The organism is Rhodococcus sp. AG1013 (assembly GCF_003350365.1).
Lineage (GTDB): Bacteria > Actinomycetota > Actinomycetes > Mycobacteriales > Mycobacteriaceae > Prescottella.
In genome coordinates this window covers 1-16,557 of sequence record NZ_QQAT01000013.1, presented here as the reverse complement: position 1 = coordinate 16,557, position 16,557 = coordinate 1, and the positions used below count along the sequence as shown (strand labels likewise).

The window sequence follows — 16,557 nt, the reverse complement described above, 5'->3', positions numbered from 1 at the left end:
CCGGCAGCCGCGGCGGCTGAGCCGCCGCAACTGGGGCAGACTGGATTCCAGCACCAGCGATGGCACTGACGATTGGGGTTGTGCGTGTACCGGGTATTCGAGGCACTCGACGAGCTTGTCGCGATCGTCGAGGAGGCGCGTGGAGTTCCGATGACCGCGGGGTGCGTCGTTCCGCGTGGCGACGTGCTCGAGCTACTGGATGACGTGCGGGACGCGATTCCTGGCGAGCTGGACGACGCGCAGGACGTCCTGGACCACCGGGACAAGCTCGTCGGCGACGCACGCCAGAACGCGGAGCAGACCGTGTCGAGCGCGAACGCGCAGGCGCACGAGACGGTCACCGATGCCCGCGAGAACGCGGACCGCATCCTCGCCGATGCCAAGGCGCAGGCCGACCGGATGGTCGCCGAGGCGCGGTCGCACGCCGAACAGTTGGTGCACGACGCCCGCGACGAGGCGGACGCCACCGTGGCCGAGGGCCAGCGCGAGTACGACTCGGTGACAGGCCGTGCGCGGGCCGAGTCGGACCGCATGATCGAGTCCGGCAAGGCGTCGTACGAGCGGTCGGTCGCCGACGGTGTCGCCGAGCAGGAACGGCTCGTCTCGCAGGCCGAGGTCGTACAGGCCGCCAACGCCGAGTCGGCGCGGGTGATCGATGCGGCCCACGCGGAATCGGATCGCCTGCGTTCGGAGTGCGACCTGTACGTCGACACCAAGCTCGCCGAGTTCGAGGACTTCCTGAACGGCACCATCCGGTCGGTCGGACGGGGTCGGCAGCAGTTGCGGACCGGTACCGGGGTTCCGGACTACGACGCCGGCTACGGCGAACGTCGGCGGTAGTAGGCCCGTAGTACCGGCCTTTCCGGCGACCCCGAATCCGGCCGTCTTCCGGCCGATTTTCTACTGGTTTCCGGCCGATTTCCGGCCGATTTCCTACCGATTTCCTTCCTGGGCACCTGATCGCGTACCGTGGAATGGTTGCCCGTTCCATGTGCTTCCTGAAAGAGAATTCGTTGCCTTCCCATCATCGCAGTTCCTCGCGCCCCACTCGGGACGCGGGTTTCGTGCTGGACACGCTCTCGCTGGGCCGTCGTCCAGGTTCGATGCACACTGTGTCGCGGGTGGTACCGGCTCCCAATCGGATCGGTCTCGACCTGGTCGCGATCGAAAAGGGCACGGACGTGGAGCTCGACCTACGGCTCGAGTCGGTGTCCGAGGGTGTCCTCGTCACCGGGTCCGTTCACGCGGACACGGTGGGCGAGTGCTCACGGTGCCTCGAGCCGTTCACCGACACGGTGGATCTTCACCTCACGGAACTGTTCGCGTACCCGGACAGCGCCACCGAGGAGACCACCGAGGAGGATGAGGTCTACCGGATCGTGGACGACGAGATCGACCTCGAGTCGGTGATCGTCGATGCCGTCGGATTGGAGCTTCCGCTCCAGCCGTTGTGCAGCGACGATTGTGAGGGACTGTGCCCCGAATGTGGCGTTCGCCTGGCGATTGCCGAATCGGGACACAGTCATGAGACAATGGATCCTCGCTGGGCTGGGCTCGCAGCCAAATTCGGTGCAGGATCCGAAGCCAGCAATGCACATGCTGATGCCAGCAAGATCAACGAGGAGAAGTAGACGTGGCTGTTCCCAAGCGCAGAATGTCGCGGTCCAACACGAGGTCGCGACGGAGCCAGTGGAAGACCACTGCGCCCACCCTCATCACCTGCCCCAACCGTGGCTGTGGCGAGAAGACCCTGCCCCACGTCGCGTGCCCGTCTTGCGGCACCTACAAGGGCCGTCAGGTTACCGCCGCGGTCTAGTCTGTTCTGTGGCGCTGTGACCAGCATAAAAAGCAATACAGCACCCGCCGGCGGCGAGGGGGATCACGCATCGCTCCTCGCCGCTCTTGGCGTGCCTCTGCAGGAGCCGCTGTTGACGTTGGCGATCACGCACCGCTCGTACGCGTACGAGCACGGCGGGTTGCCCACCAACGAGCGTCTCGAGTTCCTCGGCGACTCGGTCCTCGGACTGACGATCACCGAGCGGCTCTATCTCGCGCACCCGGAGAAGTCCGAGGGCGAACTCGCGAAGATTCGCGCCAGCATCGTGAACATGCATGCCTTGGCCGAGGTCGCGCGTGGTCTCGGCCCGGGCGGGCTCGGTGCGCATCTACTCCTCGGCAAGGGTGAGGAGATGACGGGCGGCCGTGACAAGCCCAGCATCCTCGCCGACGGCATGGAGTCGCTCCTCGGCGCGATCCACCTGGAACACGGCATCGACACCGCCCGTCGGGTAGTGCTCGACCTGTTCGCCGATCTGCTCGCCCGCGCTCCGAAACTGGGTGCCGGCCTGGACTGGAAGACCAGCCTCCAGGAACTCACCGCGGAACGCGGAGTCGGCGTGCCGGTGTACGAGATCACCGCGACCGGTCCGGACCACGACAAGGAATTCACCGCGACGGTCGTCGTCGCCGGTGGTGCCCTCGGTGTGGGTGTGGGTCGTTCCAAGAAGGAAGCGGAGCAGAAGGCCGCCAGCACGGCCTGGAGTGCGTTGTCCGAGGCGGCCGGGTCCACCGAGGCCGCCCAGTCTTCGGGACCTGCCGGGGCCGACGAGTCCGTCGCCGAGAAGTAACCCTTCGAATCGAGCGAGACGGACCGTGCCCGAACTTCCCGAGGTCGAGGTCGTCCGACGTGGCCTCGAGGCTCACGTCGTCGGCCACACCGTCGACAGGGTCGACGTGCTGCATCCCCGTGCGGTCCGTCGGCACCTGCCCGGTTCGATCGACATGGCCCGTCGGATCGAGGGCGAGACCATCGCCGCCGCTGAGCGTCGCGGCAAGTATCTCTGGCTGATCCTCGAGCCGAGCAACGTCGCGCTGGTCGTTCACCTCGGGATGAGCGGCCAGATGCTCGTGCAGGAACCCTCGGCCGCCGACGAGAAGCACCTGCGGATCCGGGCCCGGCTCGCGTCGGGAACCGACCTGCGCTTCGTCGATCAGCGCACATTCGGTGGGTGGGCGCTCGCCGATCTCGTCACGGTCGACGGCACGGAACTACCGGATTCGGTGGCGCACATCGCCCGCGACCCACTGGATCCGCGATTCGACCCCGACCGGGTCGTGAAGGTGTTGCGGGGCAAGCACACCGAGATCAAGCGGGCCCTGCTTGACCAGACGGTCGTGTCGGGCGTGGGGAACATCTACGCCGACGAGGCCCTGTGGCGCGCCGAAATTCACGGTAATCGCCCGACGGACAAGATCAGTGGACCGCGACTGCGCAGCCTCCTCGAGGCGGTCGAATCCGTCATGACCGAGGCGCTCGCACAGGGCGGCACGTCGTTCGACGCGTTGTACGTCAACGTGAACGGGCAGTCCGGCTACTTCGACCGCTCGCTCGCCGCATACGGGCAGGAGAATCTGCCGTGCCGGCGATGCGGTGCGCCCATCCGGCGCGAGAAGTTCATGAACCGCTCGTCGTACAGCTGTCCCAAGTGCCAGCCGCGGCCCCGCCTCGTTCGCGGATGAAGCGCATGCCCCTGACCGAGTCACAGCTCTCCGCATTGCCCGAAGGCTGGTGCGCCACTGCCCGGCCCAGTGAAGAATGCGACATGTCGCACTCGGGGATCGCAGAGGAAGTCGCTGTAGAAGTGTCAGCCGAGCATCCGTTGTTCGGGGTGGCGGTTGAGGTGGTAGCGCACGATGTCGCCTTCGACGACGTTCTCTGCCAGCACGTGGAGGATCCCGAACGCTTCACCGAGGTGCATTTGACCTGGGCGCGACGAGCGGAGAGCTTCGGGCTGCCCTCGATCGAGTGCGACGGTGGATGGGCGGATTTCCTTCGGCTGCAACAGGCGATATCCGCCGTGACCGAATCTGCTGCCGAGGAAGAGCGGCTCGGGCTTCGGGAGCCGATGACGGAGGCGGGCACACCGTCCCGACCGATTGTCGTGCGGGCCCCGGCAAGTGGACTCGACTCCGAGTAGGGCAGTGCGGACGCATGCGCTGGGAGCACGCGACTACCTGTACGACCAGGGCAGGTTCACGAACCGTTCGTCGTGCAGCTGTCCCAAGTGCCGGCCGCGGCCCCGGTCGATTCGCGGATGACATCGGCGATCACCCTCGCCGCGGCATCGGCCCGCGATTCGGGCAACCGCGCGTAGCCGCACAACAGTCCGCGCGGGCCGTCGTCGCGTATCCGATACGCCCCCAGCCCCCGAACCGTCACTCCCCGTCGTTCCAGTTCCGCCGCGATCGCGGCATCGTCGACCCCGTCGGGCAGGCGCAGCGCCACGTGCAATCCTGCCTCGACGCCGCTCGGCTCGACGTCGGGCAGGTGTCTGCGCAGGCTGTCGACGAACGACCGTCTGCGGGCCGAGTAGGTTCGCGCGGCACGGGCCAGATGCCTGCTGAGCGAGCCGGATTCGATGAACCGTGCGAGAGCGGCGGAGGTGATCGTGGAGGCGGATTCCCCGCTGATCTGCAGCGCCTGGCGGACCGCGGTCAGCATCGGTCTCGGCGGGACGAGCCACGCGAGCCGTAGGGCGGGGGACAGGATCTTCGATGCGGTACCGACGTACGCCACGCAGTCGTGGCCCCCGTCGATCGACCGCAGCGCCGGCAGTGTCGAAACGCCGTATCGGAATTCGCCGTCGTAGTCGTCCTCGATCAGGAGGCGATCCGCGGTGAGTGCATCGGAGACGAGTCGTGCGCGGCGTGCGGCCGGCATCCGTGCACCGATCGGATACTGGTGTGCCGGTGTGCAGTACACCGCAGCGTCGGTCTGCCGGATCAGCGCCGGGTCCAGGCCGTCGTGGTCGACCGGGACCGGGCGGACGAGCGCGCCCGCGGATTCGAGGGTGTGTCGCGCCCTCGAGTATCCGGGTTCCTCGAATGCGAGATGACGGCCGGACAGTCCGCGGGCCGCGGCGAGGGCGCGAAGTGCCGACAGCACTCCCGGCACGATCACGAGTTCGTCCGGACGAACGGCGATCCCGCGGGTCCGACGCAGGTGCACCGCGAGCGCCTCGCGCAGAAGCAGGTGTTCGTCCGGCCCCGGAACGCGGTGGGGGACGGGTGCGGAGGTCACGCCGCGCCACGCGCTGCGCCAGTCCCGGTCCGAGATGAGGCCGGTGTCGGGGTATCCGGGGGAGAGATCGATCGTGTTGTCCCGGTGGTCGTTCGGCGCATTCTCGTCGGGAAGGACGGTCGGCGCGACGTGCGAACCGACGCCGGCACGGGCCGCGGCGTCGGCGCCGGGAGCGATCCGGGTATCGGACCCGGCCCGGGTGAGCACGTAGCCCGCGGCCGCCAACTCGTCGTAGGCGTCGACGACCACCGTCCGTGAGATCCCGAGATCGGCGGCCAGGGACCGTGAGGCGGGGAGGACGTCTCCCGGGCCGAGGGCGCCCGTGCGCACGGCCTCCACGATCGCGGCGGCGACGCGCCGGCGCAGAGGTTCGCCGGCCGGCGCGAGTTCGAGATGCAGGTGTACATCGCGCGAGGTGCGGGCCATGCCGTCACAATACTGGTCTGCAATGATCGCCGATTCTGGTTCTGTATACGAGACCGGAATTGGGCCAGGCTGGAACCGTGACTACAACTACCCCCGAACTGGGGCGAATCCGCCGACTTCCCGAACGCTCCCGCCCCGACCGCGCCGACCTGGACGCCGTGCTGGACGCGGCGGCCGTCGGCACCCTCGCGACGGTCGTCGACGGCCTCCCGTGGGCCGTGCCGATGCTGTACGCGCGCGTCGGTGACCGGATCCTGCTGCACGGATCGACCGGTGCCGGTGCACTCAGGCATGTCGCGGCCGGCGCACCCGCCGCCCTGAGCATCACGCTGCTCGACGCGATCGTGGTGGCCGACAACCTTTTCAACTCCTCGGCGAACTACAGGTCGGCGGTGGTGCGGGGAAACCTCGAGCGGGTTCCCGACGACGTGGCCGAGACCGCCCTCGTCGCGCTGTCCGACGCCCTCATACCCGGGCGCAGCGGCGAGGTCCGGGAATCCACCCGCAAGGAGCTTGCGGCGACCCTGACGATTGCGTTGCCGATCGATCCGGGGCAGTGGACGGTCAAGGCCCGTTCCGGCCCGCCCGGCCCGGGCGATGGGAATCCTGACGTCTGGGCGGGACTGGTTCCGATGCGAACGATTGCGGCAGAGCCGGTCCGGGCGACCTGGGTCCGTGACGACGTGCCGGTCCCGGCGTCGGTGCGCGCGCTCACAGCGAGGCACGAGGGCGTGTAAAGATCGTGTCAATGACCTCGGATGGCGGCGTCAGTAGAGCGTAAGAGCGACGGCTGCATGGCAGAAACGGGTGCACGCTCCACAGTGAGCGTCGAGATGCGGCGCCCTGATCCATGAGGAAGTCGAAGAGGAACGCCATGGCTGATATGGCCTACGTCGGGTTGATCATCGGTGTTTTCACCGTCTGCGCGCTCGTGCTGCGAGGTCTTCAGGCGCGGAGCATGCGGTGACCGTCGCGGGGACGGTCACCGTAGCCGTCGTCGTGATCGCCGCTGCCCTGGTGATCTACCTGCTCATCGCGCTCCTGAACCCCGAGCGGTTCTAGTCTCCGAGAGGTCATACCCACATGAATCCCGCTCTCGCAGCGGGACTGCAGATAGCACTGGTCGTGGCCGTGCTTGCGATTCTGTATGTCCCCGTCGGTGACTACATGGCGAAGGTCTACACCACCGACACAGATCTCCGATCGGGCGATCTGCGCATCGAGTCCCTGCTGTACCGGCTCTGCCGGATCAACCCCCGTGCCGAACAGACCTGGTACGGCTACGCCGGAAGCCTGCTCGGGTTCTCGGCCGCGAGCGTCGTGTTCCTCTACTTCCTGCAGCGCGTGCAAGGAGTACTACCGCTGAACGGCGGGCTCGAAGGTGTGAGTCCGGCCGTGGCCTTCAACACGGCGGCATCCTTCGTCGCGAACACCAACTGGCAGTCGTACGTACCCGAGACGACGATGAGCCACCTCACCCAGTCCGCCGGCCTGGCGGTGCAGAACTTCGTCTCCGCGGCGGTCGGTATGGCGGTGGCCGCGGCCCTGATCCGTGGATTCGTCCGCGTCTCGCGCGGCGGTGAAATCGGCAACTTCTGGGTGGACCTCACCCGCGGCTGCCTGCGGATCCTGCTGCCCATTGCGTTCGTGATCGCGCTGATCCTGCTGAGCCAGGGCGTGATCCAGTCGTTCCATACCGGATTCGCGTCGACCGGGCTCGACGGAAACGGCGTCACCAACGCGCTGGCGCCCGTCGCGTCACAGGAAGCGATCAAGGAACTCGGCACCAACGGCGGCGGCATCCTGGCAGCCAACTCGGCGCACCCGTTCGAGAACCCGACCCCGCTCACCAACATCGTCGAGATCCTCGCGATCCTCCTCATCCCGGTGAGCCTGACGCGCACGTTCGGCACCATGGTCGGTGATCGCCGGCAGGGCCTGACGCTGCTCGCTGTCATGTCGACCCTGTACTTCGGACTGCTCGCGGTCACCCTGGCCGCCGAGTCCGGGGCGCGCGGTGTCGCGGCCACCGCGGCCGGTTCGATGATGGAGGGCAAGGAAGTGCGGTTCGGAATCCCCGGATCGGCGCTGTTCGCGGTCACCACGACCGGAACCAGCACCGGCGCGGTGAACTCTGCGCACGACAGTATGTCGCCGCTCGGCGGCGGCGCCGTGCTGCTCAACATGCTGCTCGGTGAGATCGCTCCCGGCGGTGTCGGTACGGGTCTTTACGGCATCCTCGTGCTCGCACTGATCGCGGTGTTCGTCGGTGGCCTGCTGGTCGGCCGGACGCCCGAGTACCTCGGCAAGAAGCTGGGACAGCGTGAGATCACCCTCGCGGCGTTGTCCGTGCTCGTGATGCCCGCCCTGGTGCTGATCGGCACCGGGATCACCGTGATCCTCGGATCCACCGTCGGATACCTCGGCAACAGCGGCGATCCGGGCACGCCGGGATCCATCCACGGATTCAGCGAGGTGCTCTACGCGTTCGCGTCGGCGTCGAACAACAACGGCAGTGCCTTCGGTGGCCTCACCGTGACCAGCGACTGGTTCCAGTCGGCCCTCGGTGTGTGTATGCTGCTCGGCCGCTTCCTGCCGATCCTCTTCGTCCTGGCGCTCGCGGGATCGTTGTCCGCACAGCGCAAGACACCTGCCGGCGCCGGCACCCTGCCCACGTCCGGCCCCATGTTCGCGGGCCTGCTCACCGGCACCGTCGTGCTGGTCGCGGCCCTCACCTTCTTCCCGGCCCTGGCACTCGGGCCCATCTCGGAGGCCCTGCAATGAGTCTGCGGACTGACATGAACGTGAAACCGATCGACGTCGTACCCGACGTGACCCTCGAAGACGCTGCTCACGGACGCTCGCCCGTCAAGGCGGGAATCTTCAGCCCGCGCCAGTTGATCACGTCGCTCCCGGGTGCGGTGCGCAAGCTCGATCCGCGCCATCAGGCACGGAACCCCGTGATGTTCGTCGTCCTGGTCGGGTCCGTCGTGACCACGGTGATGGCGATCGCGCAGCCCACGCTGTTCTCGTGGCTGATCACCGCCTGGCTGTGGTTCACCGTGCTGTTCGCCAACCTCGCCGAGTCGGTGGCCGAGGGCCGCGGCAAGGCCCAGGCGGCGAGCCTACGAAAGGTGAAGCAGGACACGGTTGCTCGACGGCTGACCCTGTCCGGGGCGATCGAGGAGGTATCCGCCACCCAGCTCGCGATCGGCGACACCGTCGTCGTCGAGGCCGGACAGTCGATCCCCGGCGACGGGGACGTCGTCGAGGGCATCGCGACCGTCGACGAGTCCGCCATCACCGGCGAATCCGCTCCCGTCGTGCGGGAATCGGGAGGTGACCGGTGTGCGGTGACCGGTGGCACGACGGTCCTCTCGGACCGGATCGTCGTACGGATCACGTGTGCGCCCGGCCAGTCGTTCGTCGACCGGATGATCGCACTGGTCGAGGGGGCGTCCCGGAAGAAGACGCCCAACGAGATCGCGCTCAACATCCTGCTGGCGTCGCTCACGATCATCTTCCTGCTCGCGGTGGTCGCGATCGGCCCGATGGGGCAGTACGCCGGTCAGGAGCAGGATCCGATCAAGCTGATCGCCCTGCTGGTGTGCCTGATCCCCACCACGATCGGTGCGCTGCTGTCCGCGATCGGTATCGCGGGCATGGATCGCCTCGTGCAGCGCAACGTCCTGGCGATGTCAGGTCGGGCGGTGGAGGCAGCCGGCGACATCGACACGCTGCTGATGGACAAGACCGGCACCATCACCTTCGGCAACCGTCGCGCGACGGCGCTGTACCCGGCACCGGGCCGTTCGGACATCGAACTGGCCTCGGCCGCAAGGCTGTCGAGTCTCGCCGACGGAACTCCCGAGGGGCGCAGCATCGTCGACCTGTGTGCCGACCGGTTCGGGCTCGCGGCCGACTCGTCGGAGGACGAGCGTGGGGGCGAGTTCGTGCCCTTCACCGCGCAGACCCGGATGAGCGGACTGGATCTCGCGACCCCGGTCGGTTCGCAGCAGATCCGCAAGGGCGCCGGCGACGCGGTGCTGGCCTGGGTGGCCGGCTACGGCGCCGTGGTCGATCCCGCTGTCACCGATTCCGTGGAGAAGGTGGCCCTCGGGGGCGGCACGCCGCTCGTCGTCGCCGTGGCCGAGCAGGGAACCGCGACGGTTCTCGGCGTGATCGCGTTGACCGATGTGGTCAAGCCGGGCATCGCGGAGCGGTTCGCGGAACTGCGGGCCATGGGTATTCGCACGGTCATGGTGACCGGTGACAACCCGCTCACCGCTCGGGCGATCGCGGAGGAGGCCGGGGTCGACGACTTCATGGCCGAGGCCACGCCGGAGGACAAGCTCGAACGGATTCGCGCGGAACAGGAGGGCGGGCGCCTGGTCGCGATGACCGGCGACGGCACCAACGACGCCCCGGCGCTGGCGCAGGCCGACGTCGGTGTCGCGATGAACACCGGGACGTCGGCGGCCAAGGAGGCCGGCAACATGGTGGATCTGGACTCGGATCCCACCAAGCTGATCGAGGTCGTCGAGATCGGCAAGCAGTTGCTGATCACCCGCGGCGCCCTGACGACCTTCTCCCTCGCCAACGACCTCGCGAAGTACTTCGCGATCCTGCCGGCGCTGTTCAGCAGCATCTACCCACAGCTCGCGGTGCTCAACATCATGCACCTCGCGAGCCCGCAGTCCGCGATCCTGTCGGCAGTGATCTTCAATGCCCTCGTCATCGTCGGCCTGATCCCGCTGGCCCTCAGGGGAGTTCGCTACCGGCCGGCGGCGGCGTCGAAGCTGCTCGGACGAAACCTGTTGATATACGGTCTCGGCGGTGTCATCACCCCCTTCGTCGGCATCTGGCTGATCGACCTTCTCGTCCGTCTCGTTCCTGGAATCGGGTGATCGACCAATGAGATTCGCAATCGGATTTCTCAAGCAGGTGTGGGCGGGACTGCTGGTCCTGCTGGCGTTGACCGCGATCGTCGGTGTGCTGTATCCGGCCGCGGTGTGGGGCGTCGGACGAATCAGTTCAGGATCGTCGGAGGGCTCGCCGGTGTCCGACGCGTCAGGCTGCGTCGTGGGCAGTCGCTGGATCGGGGTCGACCCGCAGGTGGCGGCCGGTGAGCCGGATCCGTTCTTCCACAACCGGGTCGTCGGCTCGGTCGCGAACGACGATCCCTTCGCGCCCGGTGACCCGGCCGCGGCCCTGCCGAGCAATCAGGGGCCGAGCAGCGAGGTGCTCGCGCGCTTCGTCGAGGAGCGGCGCGCCGCGGTCGCCGAGCGCGAGGGCGTGACACCGCAGGACGTGCCGGTCGACGCCGTGACGGGATCCGGGTCCGGTATCGACCCGCACATCTCGCCCCAGTATGCGGCGCTGCAGGTTCGACGGGTCGCCGCGGCCAACGGTCTGAGCGAGGACCGCGTCCGTGACCTCGTCGCCCAGTACACTGAGGGCCGCCAGCTGGGGTTCCTCGGCGCGGAACGGGTGAACGTGCTCGAACTCAACCTCGCGCTCGGTCTCACCGCGCCTGGATGCGGTGCGGCGTCCTCGGGTGAATGATGGCGGTGTGAGCAGTTCCGAGAAGCCCGGTGCGCCGCCCCTCGGTGAGCGGCGAAGTCGTCGCCGAGGCGAGCTGAGGATCTACCTCGGTGCGGCGCCGGGTGTCGGCAAGACCTACGCGATGCTCGGCGAGGCGCACCGACGCCGCGAGCGCGGCGGAGACGTGGTCGCGGCCGTGGTGGAAACCCACGGCCGCGCCCGTACCGCCGAGCAGCTCTCAGGTCTCGAGGTCATCGAACCCAAGTACATCGAGTATCGGGGCACCGCGATGCCGGAACTGGACGTCGAGGCCGTGCTGGCCCGGCGCCCGGCGGTGGTCCTGGTCGACGAGCTCGCGCACACCAACACCCCGGGCAGCCGCAACGAGAAGCGCTGGCAGGACGTCTACGAGTTGCTCGACGCCGGCATCGATGTGCTCTCGACACTCAACGTCCAGCACCTCGAGAGCCTCAACGACGTCGTCCAGCAGATCACCGGCGTGGTGCAGCAGGAGACCGTCCCCGACGAGGTGGTGCGTGCCGCCACCCAGGTCGAGCTCGTGGACATCACGCCGGAAGCGTTGCGACGCAGGCTCTCTCACGGAAACGTCTACTCCGCGGAGAAGGTGGATGCGGCGCTGGGGAACTACTTCCGGCGCGGAAACCTCACGGCCCTGCGTGAACTCGCGCTGCTGTGGGTGGCCGACCAGGTGGATGCCGCGCTCGCGAAGTACCGTGCCGAGAACAAGATCACCGACACGTGGGAGGCCCGCGAGCGGGTGGTCGTGGCGGTCACCGGCGGCCCCGAATCGGAGACCCTGGTCCGGCGGGCGAGCCGCATCGCGAACAAGGCCAGCGCCGAGCTGATGGTCGTGCACGTCGTGCGCGGCGACGGCCTCGAGGGCGTCGCCGCAGCCGAGATGGGCAGGGTCCGCAAACTGGCGGGGAGCATCGGAGCGAGCCTGCACAGCGTCGTCGGCGACGACGTCCCCACGACGCTGCTCGAGTTCGCCCGCGAGGTCAACGCGACCCAGTTGGTGATCGGGACCTCCCGGCGCTCCCGGTGGGCCCGCATCCTCGACGAGGGCATCGGTGCGTCGATCGTCCAGCAGTCCGGGAAGATCGACGTCCACATGGTCACGCACGACGAGGCCGCGACCCGACACCGCATCTCGATCCTGGGTCGCGGTGAACGGAGGCTGATGTCGTGGCTGGCCGCCGTCGTCGTGCCGTCGCTCGCGGCCGTGCTCATGGCCGTGATCGACAGGGTGGCCGGTGTCGGCGGGCAGAACGCGCTGTTCTTCGTCGTCGTGCTGGCGGTGGCGCTGCTCGGCGGTGTGGGGCCGGCGATCCTGTCGGCCCTCATCTCGGGGCTGTTGCTCAACTACTTCTTCACCGCACCGCTCTACAGCTTCACGATCGCGCAGCCCGACAACTTCATCACCACGATCGTGCTCCTGGTGGTGGCGGTCGCCGTCGCGGTGCTGGTCGACGCCGCCGCCAAGCGCGCCCGGGAGGCGCGTCGGGCCTCGCAGGAGGCCGAGCTGCTGGCACTGTTCGCGGGGTCGGTGCTGCGCGGCGCGGATCTTCCGGCGCTTCTCGAGAAGGTGCGGGAAACCTATTCGCAGACCGGTGTCAGCGTCATCCGGCGCGGTGAGGGCGTCATCAGCTCGGCGGGCACGTCGGCGCCGGGCACCGTCGACGAGGCCGGAACGGCGTGCGAGGCGGGCGACGGCGAGTACACCCTGCTGCTCGCGGGCGGTGAACTCGGCGCCCGGGACCGCAAGGTGCTCGGTGCCGTGGCCAACCAGGCTGTCGGCCTGATCCGGCAGCGGCAGCTCGCGGAGGAGGCCAGCCAGGCGAACGCCCTCGCGGAGGCCGATCGGCTGCGCCGCTCGCTCCTGTCGGCAGTCAGCCACGACCTGCGCACCCCGCTCGCCGCAGTGAAGGCGGCGGTGTCGAGCCTGCGCAGCGACGACATCGAGTTCTCGCCCGAGGACACCGCCGAACTGTTGGCCACCGTCGAGGAGTCGACGGATCAGCTCACCGCGCTCGTCGGCAACCTGCTCGACTCGTCGCGGCTCGCGGCCGGCGTGGTGAAGCCGACGCTGCGGCGGGTGTACCTCGAAGAGGTGGTTCACCGGGCCCTCGTCGGCGCCGGGTTCGGCGGGCCAGCCTCGGCGCGACGTGTACGGGACCAGGTGAAGGTCGAGGTGGGGGACGCCGTGGTGATGGCCGACGCCGGCCTGCTCGAGCGAGTCCTGGCGAACCTCGTCGACAACGCGTTGCGCTATGCACCCGACGAACCCGTCCGGATCGGTGCGGCCCGAGTGGGGGACCGGATGACGATCACCGTCGCCGACACGGGGCCCGGCCTGGCACGCGGCACCGAGGATCAGGTGTTCGACGCCTTCCAGCGGTTGGGCGATCGGGACAACACGATAGGAGTGGGGCTCGGTTTGTCGGTGGTCAAGGGATTCGTGGAGGCGATGGGGGGCACGGTCGGTGTGACGGACACGCCGGGCGGCGGCCTGACCATGGTGGTCGAACTGGCGGCAGACTCGGGAGACTCGGTGGAGTCGGCCGATGAAGGGGGAGGCGTTCGATGACGCGGGTACTGGTGGTCGACGACGAACCACAGATTCTGCGCGCACTGCGGATCAACCTCAGTGTGCGCGGCTACGAGGTCACGACAGCCTCGACCGGCGCGGCTGCCCTGCGGGCGGCGGCAGAGCGGCACCCGGAGGTGGTGGTGCTCGATCTCGGCCTGCCCGACATGGACGGCATCGAGGTCCTCGCCGGACTGCGGGGCTGGTGTACGGCGCCGGTCATCGTGTTGTCGGCCCGGACCGACTCGTCGGACAAGGTGGAGGCCCTCGACGCCGGCGCCGACGACTACGTCACCAAGCCGTTCGGAATGGACGAGTTCCTCGCCCGTCTGCGGGCCGCGGTCCGGCGTGGTGCGGCAGCGGCGGAGACCAGCGAGCCGGTGGTCGTCACCGACTCGTTCACGGTGGACCTGGCAGCGAAGAAAGTCACGCGAGATGGGGCCGAGGTGCACTTGACGCCCACCGAATGGGGGATGCTCGAGATGCTCGTCCGCAACAAGGGCAAGCTCGTGGGGCAGAAGGAGTTGCTCCGTGAGGTGTGGGGTCCGGCGTACGCCACCGAGACCCACTACCTGCGGGTTTACCTTGCCCAGTTGCGGCGCAAACTTGAGGTGGACCCGTCCAAGCCGCGGCATCTGCTCACCGAGACCGGGATGGGATACCGGTTCCAGGAGTAGCGCTACCGGTCGGTTTCGGACTGGCGTCGGGGACGGTCGTCCTTCATAGTCCCAGGAGTGGACTCTCTTGTGGACGTCGTCACCGACATCAACGACACGTACTGGTACGTCGTCATCGCGCTGCTCGTCGGGTTGGGGCTGTACTTCACCGTTCGCTCCCGATTCGTCCAGGTGCGGCTGCTGCCGGACATGTTGCGGTCGGTGGCGGAACCCGCTGAGACGCTTCCCGACGGGCGCAAGGGAATCTCGGCGTTCCGCGCCTTCTCGATCTCCGCGGCGTCCCGCGTGGGGACGGGAAACATCGCCGGCGTCGCGATTGCGATCAGCGTCGGTGGGCCCGGCGCGGTGTTCTGGATGTGGGTGATGGCGATCATCGGCGCCGCGAGCGCATTCATCGAGTCGACGCTCGCACAGGTCTACAAGGTCCGCGACGAGGACGGCGGATTCCACGGCGGACCGGCCTACTACATGCTGCACGGACTTCGCCGCCGATGGATGGGTGTCATCTTCGCGGTCGTGATCACCGTGACCTACGGCTTCGTCTTCAACGCGGTGCAGACCAACTCGATCGTCGACGCGGTGTCGACCTCGCTCGACTCGGAGGGCCGCGGCATCGCGGTGGCCGTCGGACTCGTCGTCGCCGCGCTCACCGCGGCGGTGATCTTCGGCGGCGTGCGCCGGATCTCGTCGGTCTCGCAGGTGGTGGTGCCGGTGGTGGCGGGCGGGTACCTGGTGCTCGCGCTCGTCGTCGTCGCGCTCAACATCACCGAGGTGCCCGGGATGATCCGGCTCATCGTCGAGAACGCGTTCGGCATCAGCGAGGTGGTCAGTGGCGGGTTCGCGGCAGCCTTCATGAACGGCATCCGTCGTGGCCTGTTCTCGAACGAGGCGGGCATGGGCTCGGCGCCGAACGCGGGCGCCACCGCGGCGGTGTCGCACCCGGTCAAGCAGGGACTGGTTCAGAGTCTCGGCGTGTACTTCGACACGCTGCTGGTGTGCACGGCGACGGCGTTCATCATCCTGCTGTCGAATCCCGAGTACGGCACCAAGGCGGGTGCGTCGCTGACCCAGAACGCCCTCAGCGCGCAGCTCGGCGGCTGGACCGTGCACTTCCTCACCGTCGCGATCTTCTTCCTCGCGTTCACCTCGGTGATCGGCAACTACTACTACGGCGAGACCAACATCGAGTTCCTCACCGGGTCCCGGCGCGTGCTCAACGGCTTCCGCGCACTGGTCGTCGTGTGCGTGTTCGCCGGCGCCATCGGTTCGCTGCCGCTCGTGTGGGCGCTGGCCGATCTGGTCATGGGCGTCATGGCGACCGTCAATCTCGCGGCGCTGCTGCCGCTCTCGGGCATCGCGTTCCTGCTCTTCAAGCACTACACCAGTCAGCGTGCGGCCGGCAAGGATCCATCCTTCCAGCGTGACGATCTGCCCGAGATCTCGGGCATCCAGGTGTGGGACGAGGCCCCGGCGGATGGCAGGATCTCCACTCATGGCTGAACAGACTCCTGCCCCCGCGCCCACCGAACTGTGGGTGGAGCGCACCGGTACCCGCCTCTACACGGGCCGCAGTGCCCGCGGGGCCGAGGTGCGCATCGGATCGGAATCCGTGGACGGGGTCTTCACCCCCGGTGAGCTGCTGAAGATCGCGCTCGCGGCCTGTTCCGGGATGAGCTCCGACTTCCCGCTCTCCCGCCGACTGGGTGACGACTACGACGCGACCATTCGGGTTTCCGGTGCCGCGGACCGCGAGAACGAGGTCTACCCGCAGCTCGACGAGGTTCTCGAACTCGACCTCAGCGAACTCGACGCGGAGGCACAGGAACGCCTCATCGCACTCGTCGAGCGTTCGGTCGACAAGGTCTGCACCGTCGGCCGCACGCTCAAGGCGGGCACGAAGGTGACGCTGTCGATCACGCGGGAGTAGACCTTCCGCGCCTGACGGACGGCTCTCGGGAAACACGCGCCTATGCTGCGCGTGGTCCGGCCCGGTTGTGTGCCGGGATGGGCTTCTTGTAGGGGTCGACCGAACTCGGTGGTGTGAACCACGGTTGCCGGTCGGGGCCGATCTCGACGTCCCAGTGCGAGTGGTGGAGTAGTCGGTGGTGGTAGCGGCACAGCAGCACCAGGTTGTCGAGGTCGGTGGGTCCGCCGTCGGCCCAGTGTTTGACGTGGTGGCCTTCGCAGTGTGCGGGTGGTGCGCCGCAGCCGGGGAAGGCGCA

General features: G+C 68.1%; 17 protein-coding genes. 15 read left to right on the top strand and 2 right to left on the bottom strand.

Annotation, left to right across the window (positions count from 1 at the left end; genetic code table 11):
- Positions 1-84: 84 nt before the first annotated feature.
- The 6 genes from DEU38_RS16450 (at position 85) to DEU38_RS16425 (ending at position 3,977) form a co-directional block, all read left to right on the top strand.
- A complete protein-coding gene (locus tag DEU38_RS16450; protein ID WP_114722485.1) occupies positions 85-840 on the top strand; it encodes a DivIVA domain-containing protein in 756 nt (251 codons plus the stop codon).
- 149 nt (positions 841-989) lie between these two features.
- Positions 990-1,631, top strand: a complete 642-nt coding sequence (locus DEU38_RS16445) for a DUF177 domain-containing protein (protein ID WP_114722599.1) — start codon at positions 990-992, stop codon at positions 1,629-1,631.
- A 2-nt stretch (positions 1,632-1,633) separates the two neighbouring features.
- Positions 1,634-1,816 (top strand): 50S ribosomal protein L32, encoded by a 183-nt coding sequence (rpmF, locus tag DEU38_RS16440; RefSeq protein ID WP_081880878.1) that lies wholly within the window; start codon positions 1,634-1,636, stop codon positions 1,814-1,816.
- Positions 1,817-1,832: 16 nt separating this feature from the next.
- Positions 1,833-2,627, top strand: a complete 795-nt coding sequence (gene rnc, locus DEU38_RS16435; protein ID WP_114722484.1) for a ribonuclease III — start codon at positions 1,833-1,835, stop codon at positions 2,625-2,627.
- A gap of 25 nt (positions 2,628-2,652) precedes the next feature.
- Positions 2,653-3,519 (top strand): bifunctional DNA-formamidopyrimidine glycosylase/DNA-(apurinic or apyrimidinic site) lyase, encoded by an 867-nt coding sequence (gene mutM / locus DEU38_RS16430; RefSeq protein WP_114722483.1) that lies wholly within the window; start codon positions 2,653-2,655, stop codon positions 3,517-3,519.
- Positions 3,520-3,524: 5 nt separating this feature from the next.
- Positions 3,525-3,977, top strand: coding sequence for a hypothetical protein (locus tag DEU38_RS16425; RefSeq protein ID WP_147283535.1), 453 nt, complete (start codon positions 3,525-3,527; stop codon positions 3,975-3,977).
- Between the two features lie 56 nt (positions 3,978-4,033).
- Here the strand turns inward: DEU38_RS16425 and DEU38_RS16420 are convergent, their stop codons facing one another.
- A complete protein-coding gene (locus DEU38_RS16420; protein ID WP_114722481.1) occupies positions 4,034-5,506 on the bottom strand; it encodes a PLP-dependent aminotransferase family protein in 1,473 nt (490 codons plus the stop codon).
- Positions 5,507-5,604: 98 nt separating this feature from the next.
- Here DEU38_RS16420 and DEU38_RS16415 point away from each other — a divergent pair, with 98 nt between their 5' ends.
- The 9 genes from DEU38_RS16415 (at position 5,605) to DEU38_RS16375 (ending at position 16,262) form a co-directional block, all read left to right on the top strand.
- Positions 5,605-6,243 carry a pyridoxamine 5'-phosphate oxidase family protein gene (locus tag DEU38_RS16415; RefSeq protein ID WP_114722598.1) on the top strand — a complete coding sequence of 213 codons (639 nt, stop codon included), beginning with the start codon at positions 5,605-5,607 and terminating at the stop codon, positions 6,241-6,243.
- Between the two features lie 226 nt (positions 6,244-6,469).
- Positions 6,470-6,568, top strand: a complete 99-nt coding sequence (kdpF, locus tag DEU38_RS16410) for a K(+)-transporting ATPase subunit F (protein ID WP_114722480.1) — start codon at positions 6,470-6,472, stop codon at positions 6,566-6,568.
- A 21-nt stretch (positions 6,569-6,589) separates the two neighbouring features.
- On the top strand, positions 6,590-8,290 hold the full coding sequence (gene kdpA, locus DEU38_RS16405) for a potassium-transporting ATPase subunit KdpA (RefSeq protein ID WP_114722479.1): 1,701 nt from the start codon (positions 6,590-6,592) through the stop codon (positions 8,288-8,290).
- A 14-nt stretch (positions 8,291-8,304) separates the two neighbouring features.
- Positions 8,305-10,413, top strand: coding sequence for a potassium-transporting ATPase subunit KdpB (gene kdpB / locus DEU38_RS16400; RefSeq protein ID WP_114722478.1), 2,109 nt, complete (start codon positions 8,305-8,307; stop codon positions 10,411-10,413).
- A gap of 7 nt (positions 10,414-10,420) precedes the next feature.
- Positions 10,421-11,071, top strand: a complete 651-nt coding sequence (locus tag DEU38_RS16395) for a potassium-transporting ATPase subunit C (RefSeq protein ID WP_114722477.1) — start codon at positions 10,421-10,423, stop codon at positions 11,069-11,071.
- 7 nt (positions 11,072-11,078) lie between these two features.
- Entirely contained in the window at positions 11,079-13,658 is a 2,580-nt protein-coding gene (locus DEU38_RS16390; RefSeq protein ID WP_114722476.1) for a sensor histidine kinase KdpD, read from the top strand.
- A complete protein-coding gene (locus tag DEU38_RS16385) occupies positions 13,655-14,335 on the top strand; it encodes a response regulator (RefSeq protein WP_114722475.1) in 681 nt (226 codons plus the stop codon). Before DEU38_RS16390 ends, DEU38_RS16385 begins: the two co-directional genes overlap by 4 nt.
- A gap of 57 nt (positions 14,336-14,392) precedes the next feature.
- The gene (locus DEU38_RS16380; protein ID WP_114722474.1) at positions 14,393-15,835 is read left to right on the top strand and encodes a sodium:alanine symporter family protein; all 1,443 of its coding nucleotides are present in this window, start codon (positions 14,393-14,395) and stop codon (positions 15,833-15,835) included.
- Positions 15,828-16,262, top strand: coding sequence for an OsmC family protein (locus DEU38_RS16375; RefSeq protein ID WP_114722473.1), 435 nt, complete (start codon positions 15,828-15,830; stop codon positions 16,260-16,262). Before DEU38_RS16380 ends, DEU38_RS16375 begins: the two co-directional genes overlap by 8 nt.
- 40 nt (positions 16,263-16,302) lie before the next feature.
- On the opposite strand, the gene DEU38_RS16370 is transcribed toward DEU38_RS16375, so the two are convergent.
- A partial coding sequence (locus tag DEU38_RS16370; protein WP_147283534.1) for an HNH endonuclease signature motif containing protein occupies positions 16,303-16,557 on the bottom strand: 255 nt, incomplete at its 5' end.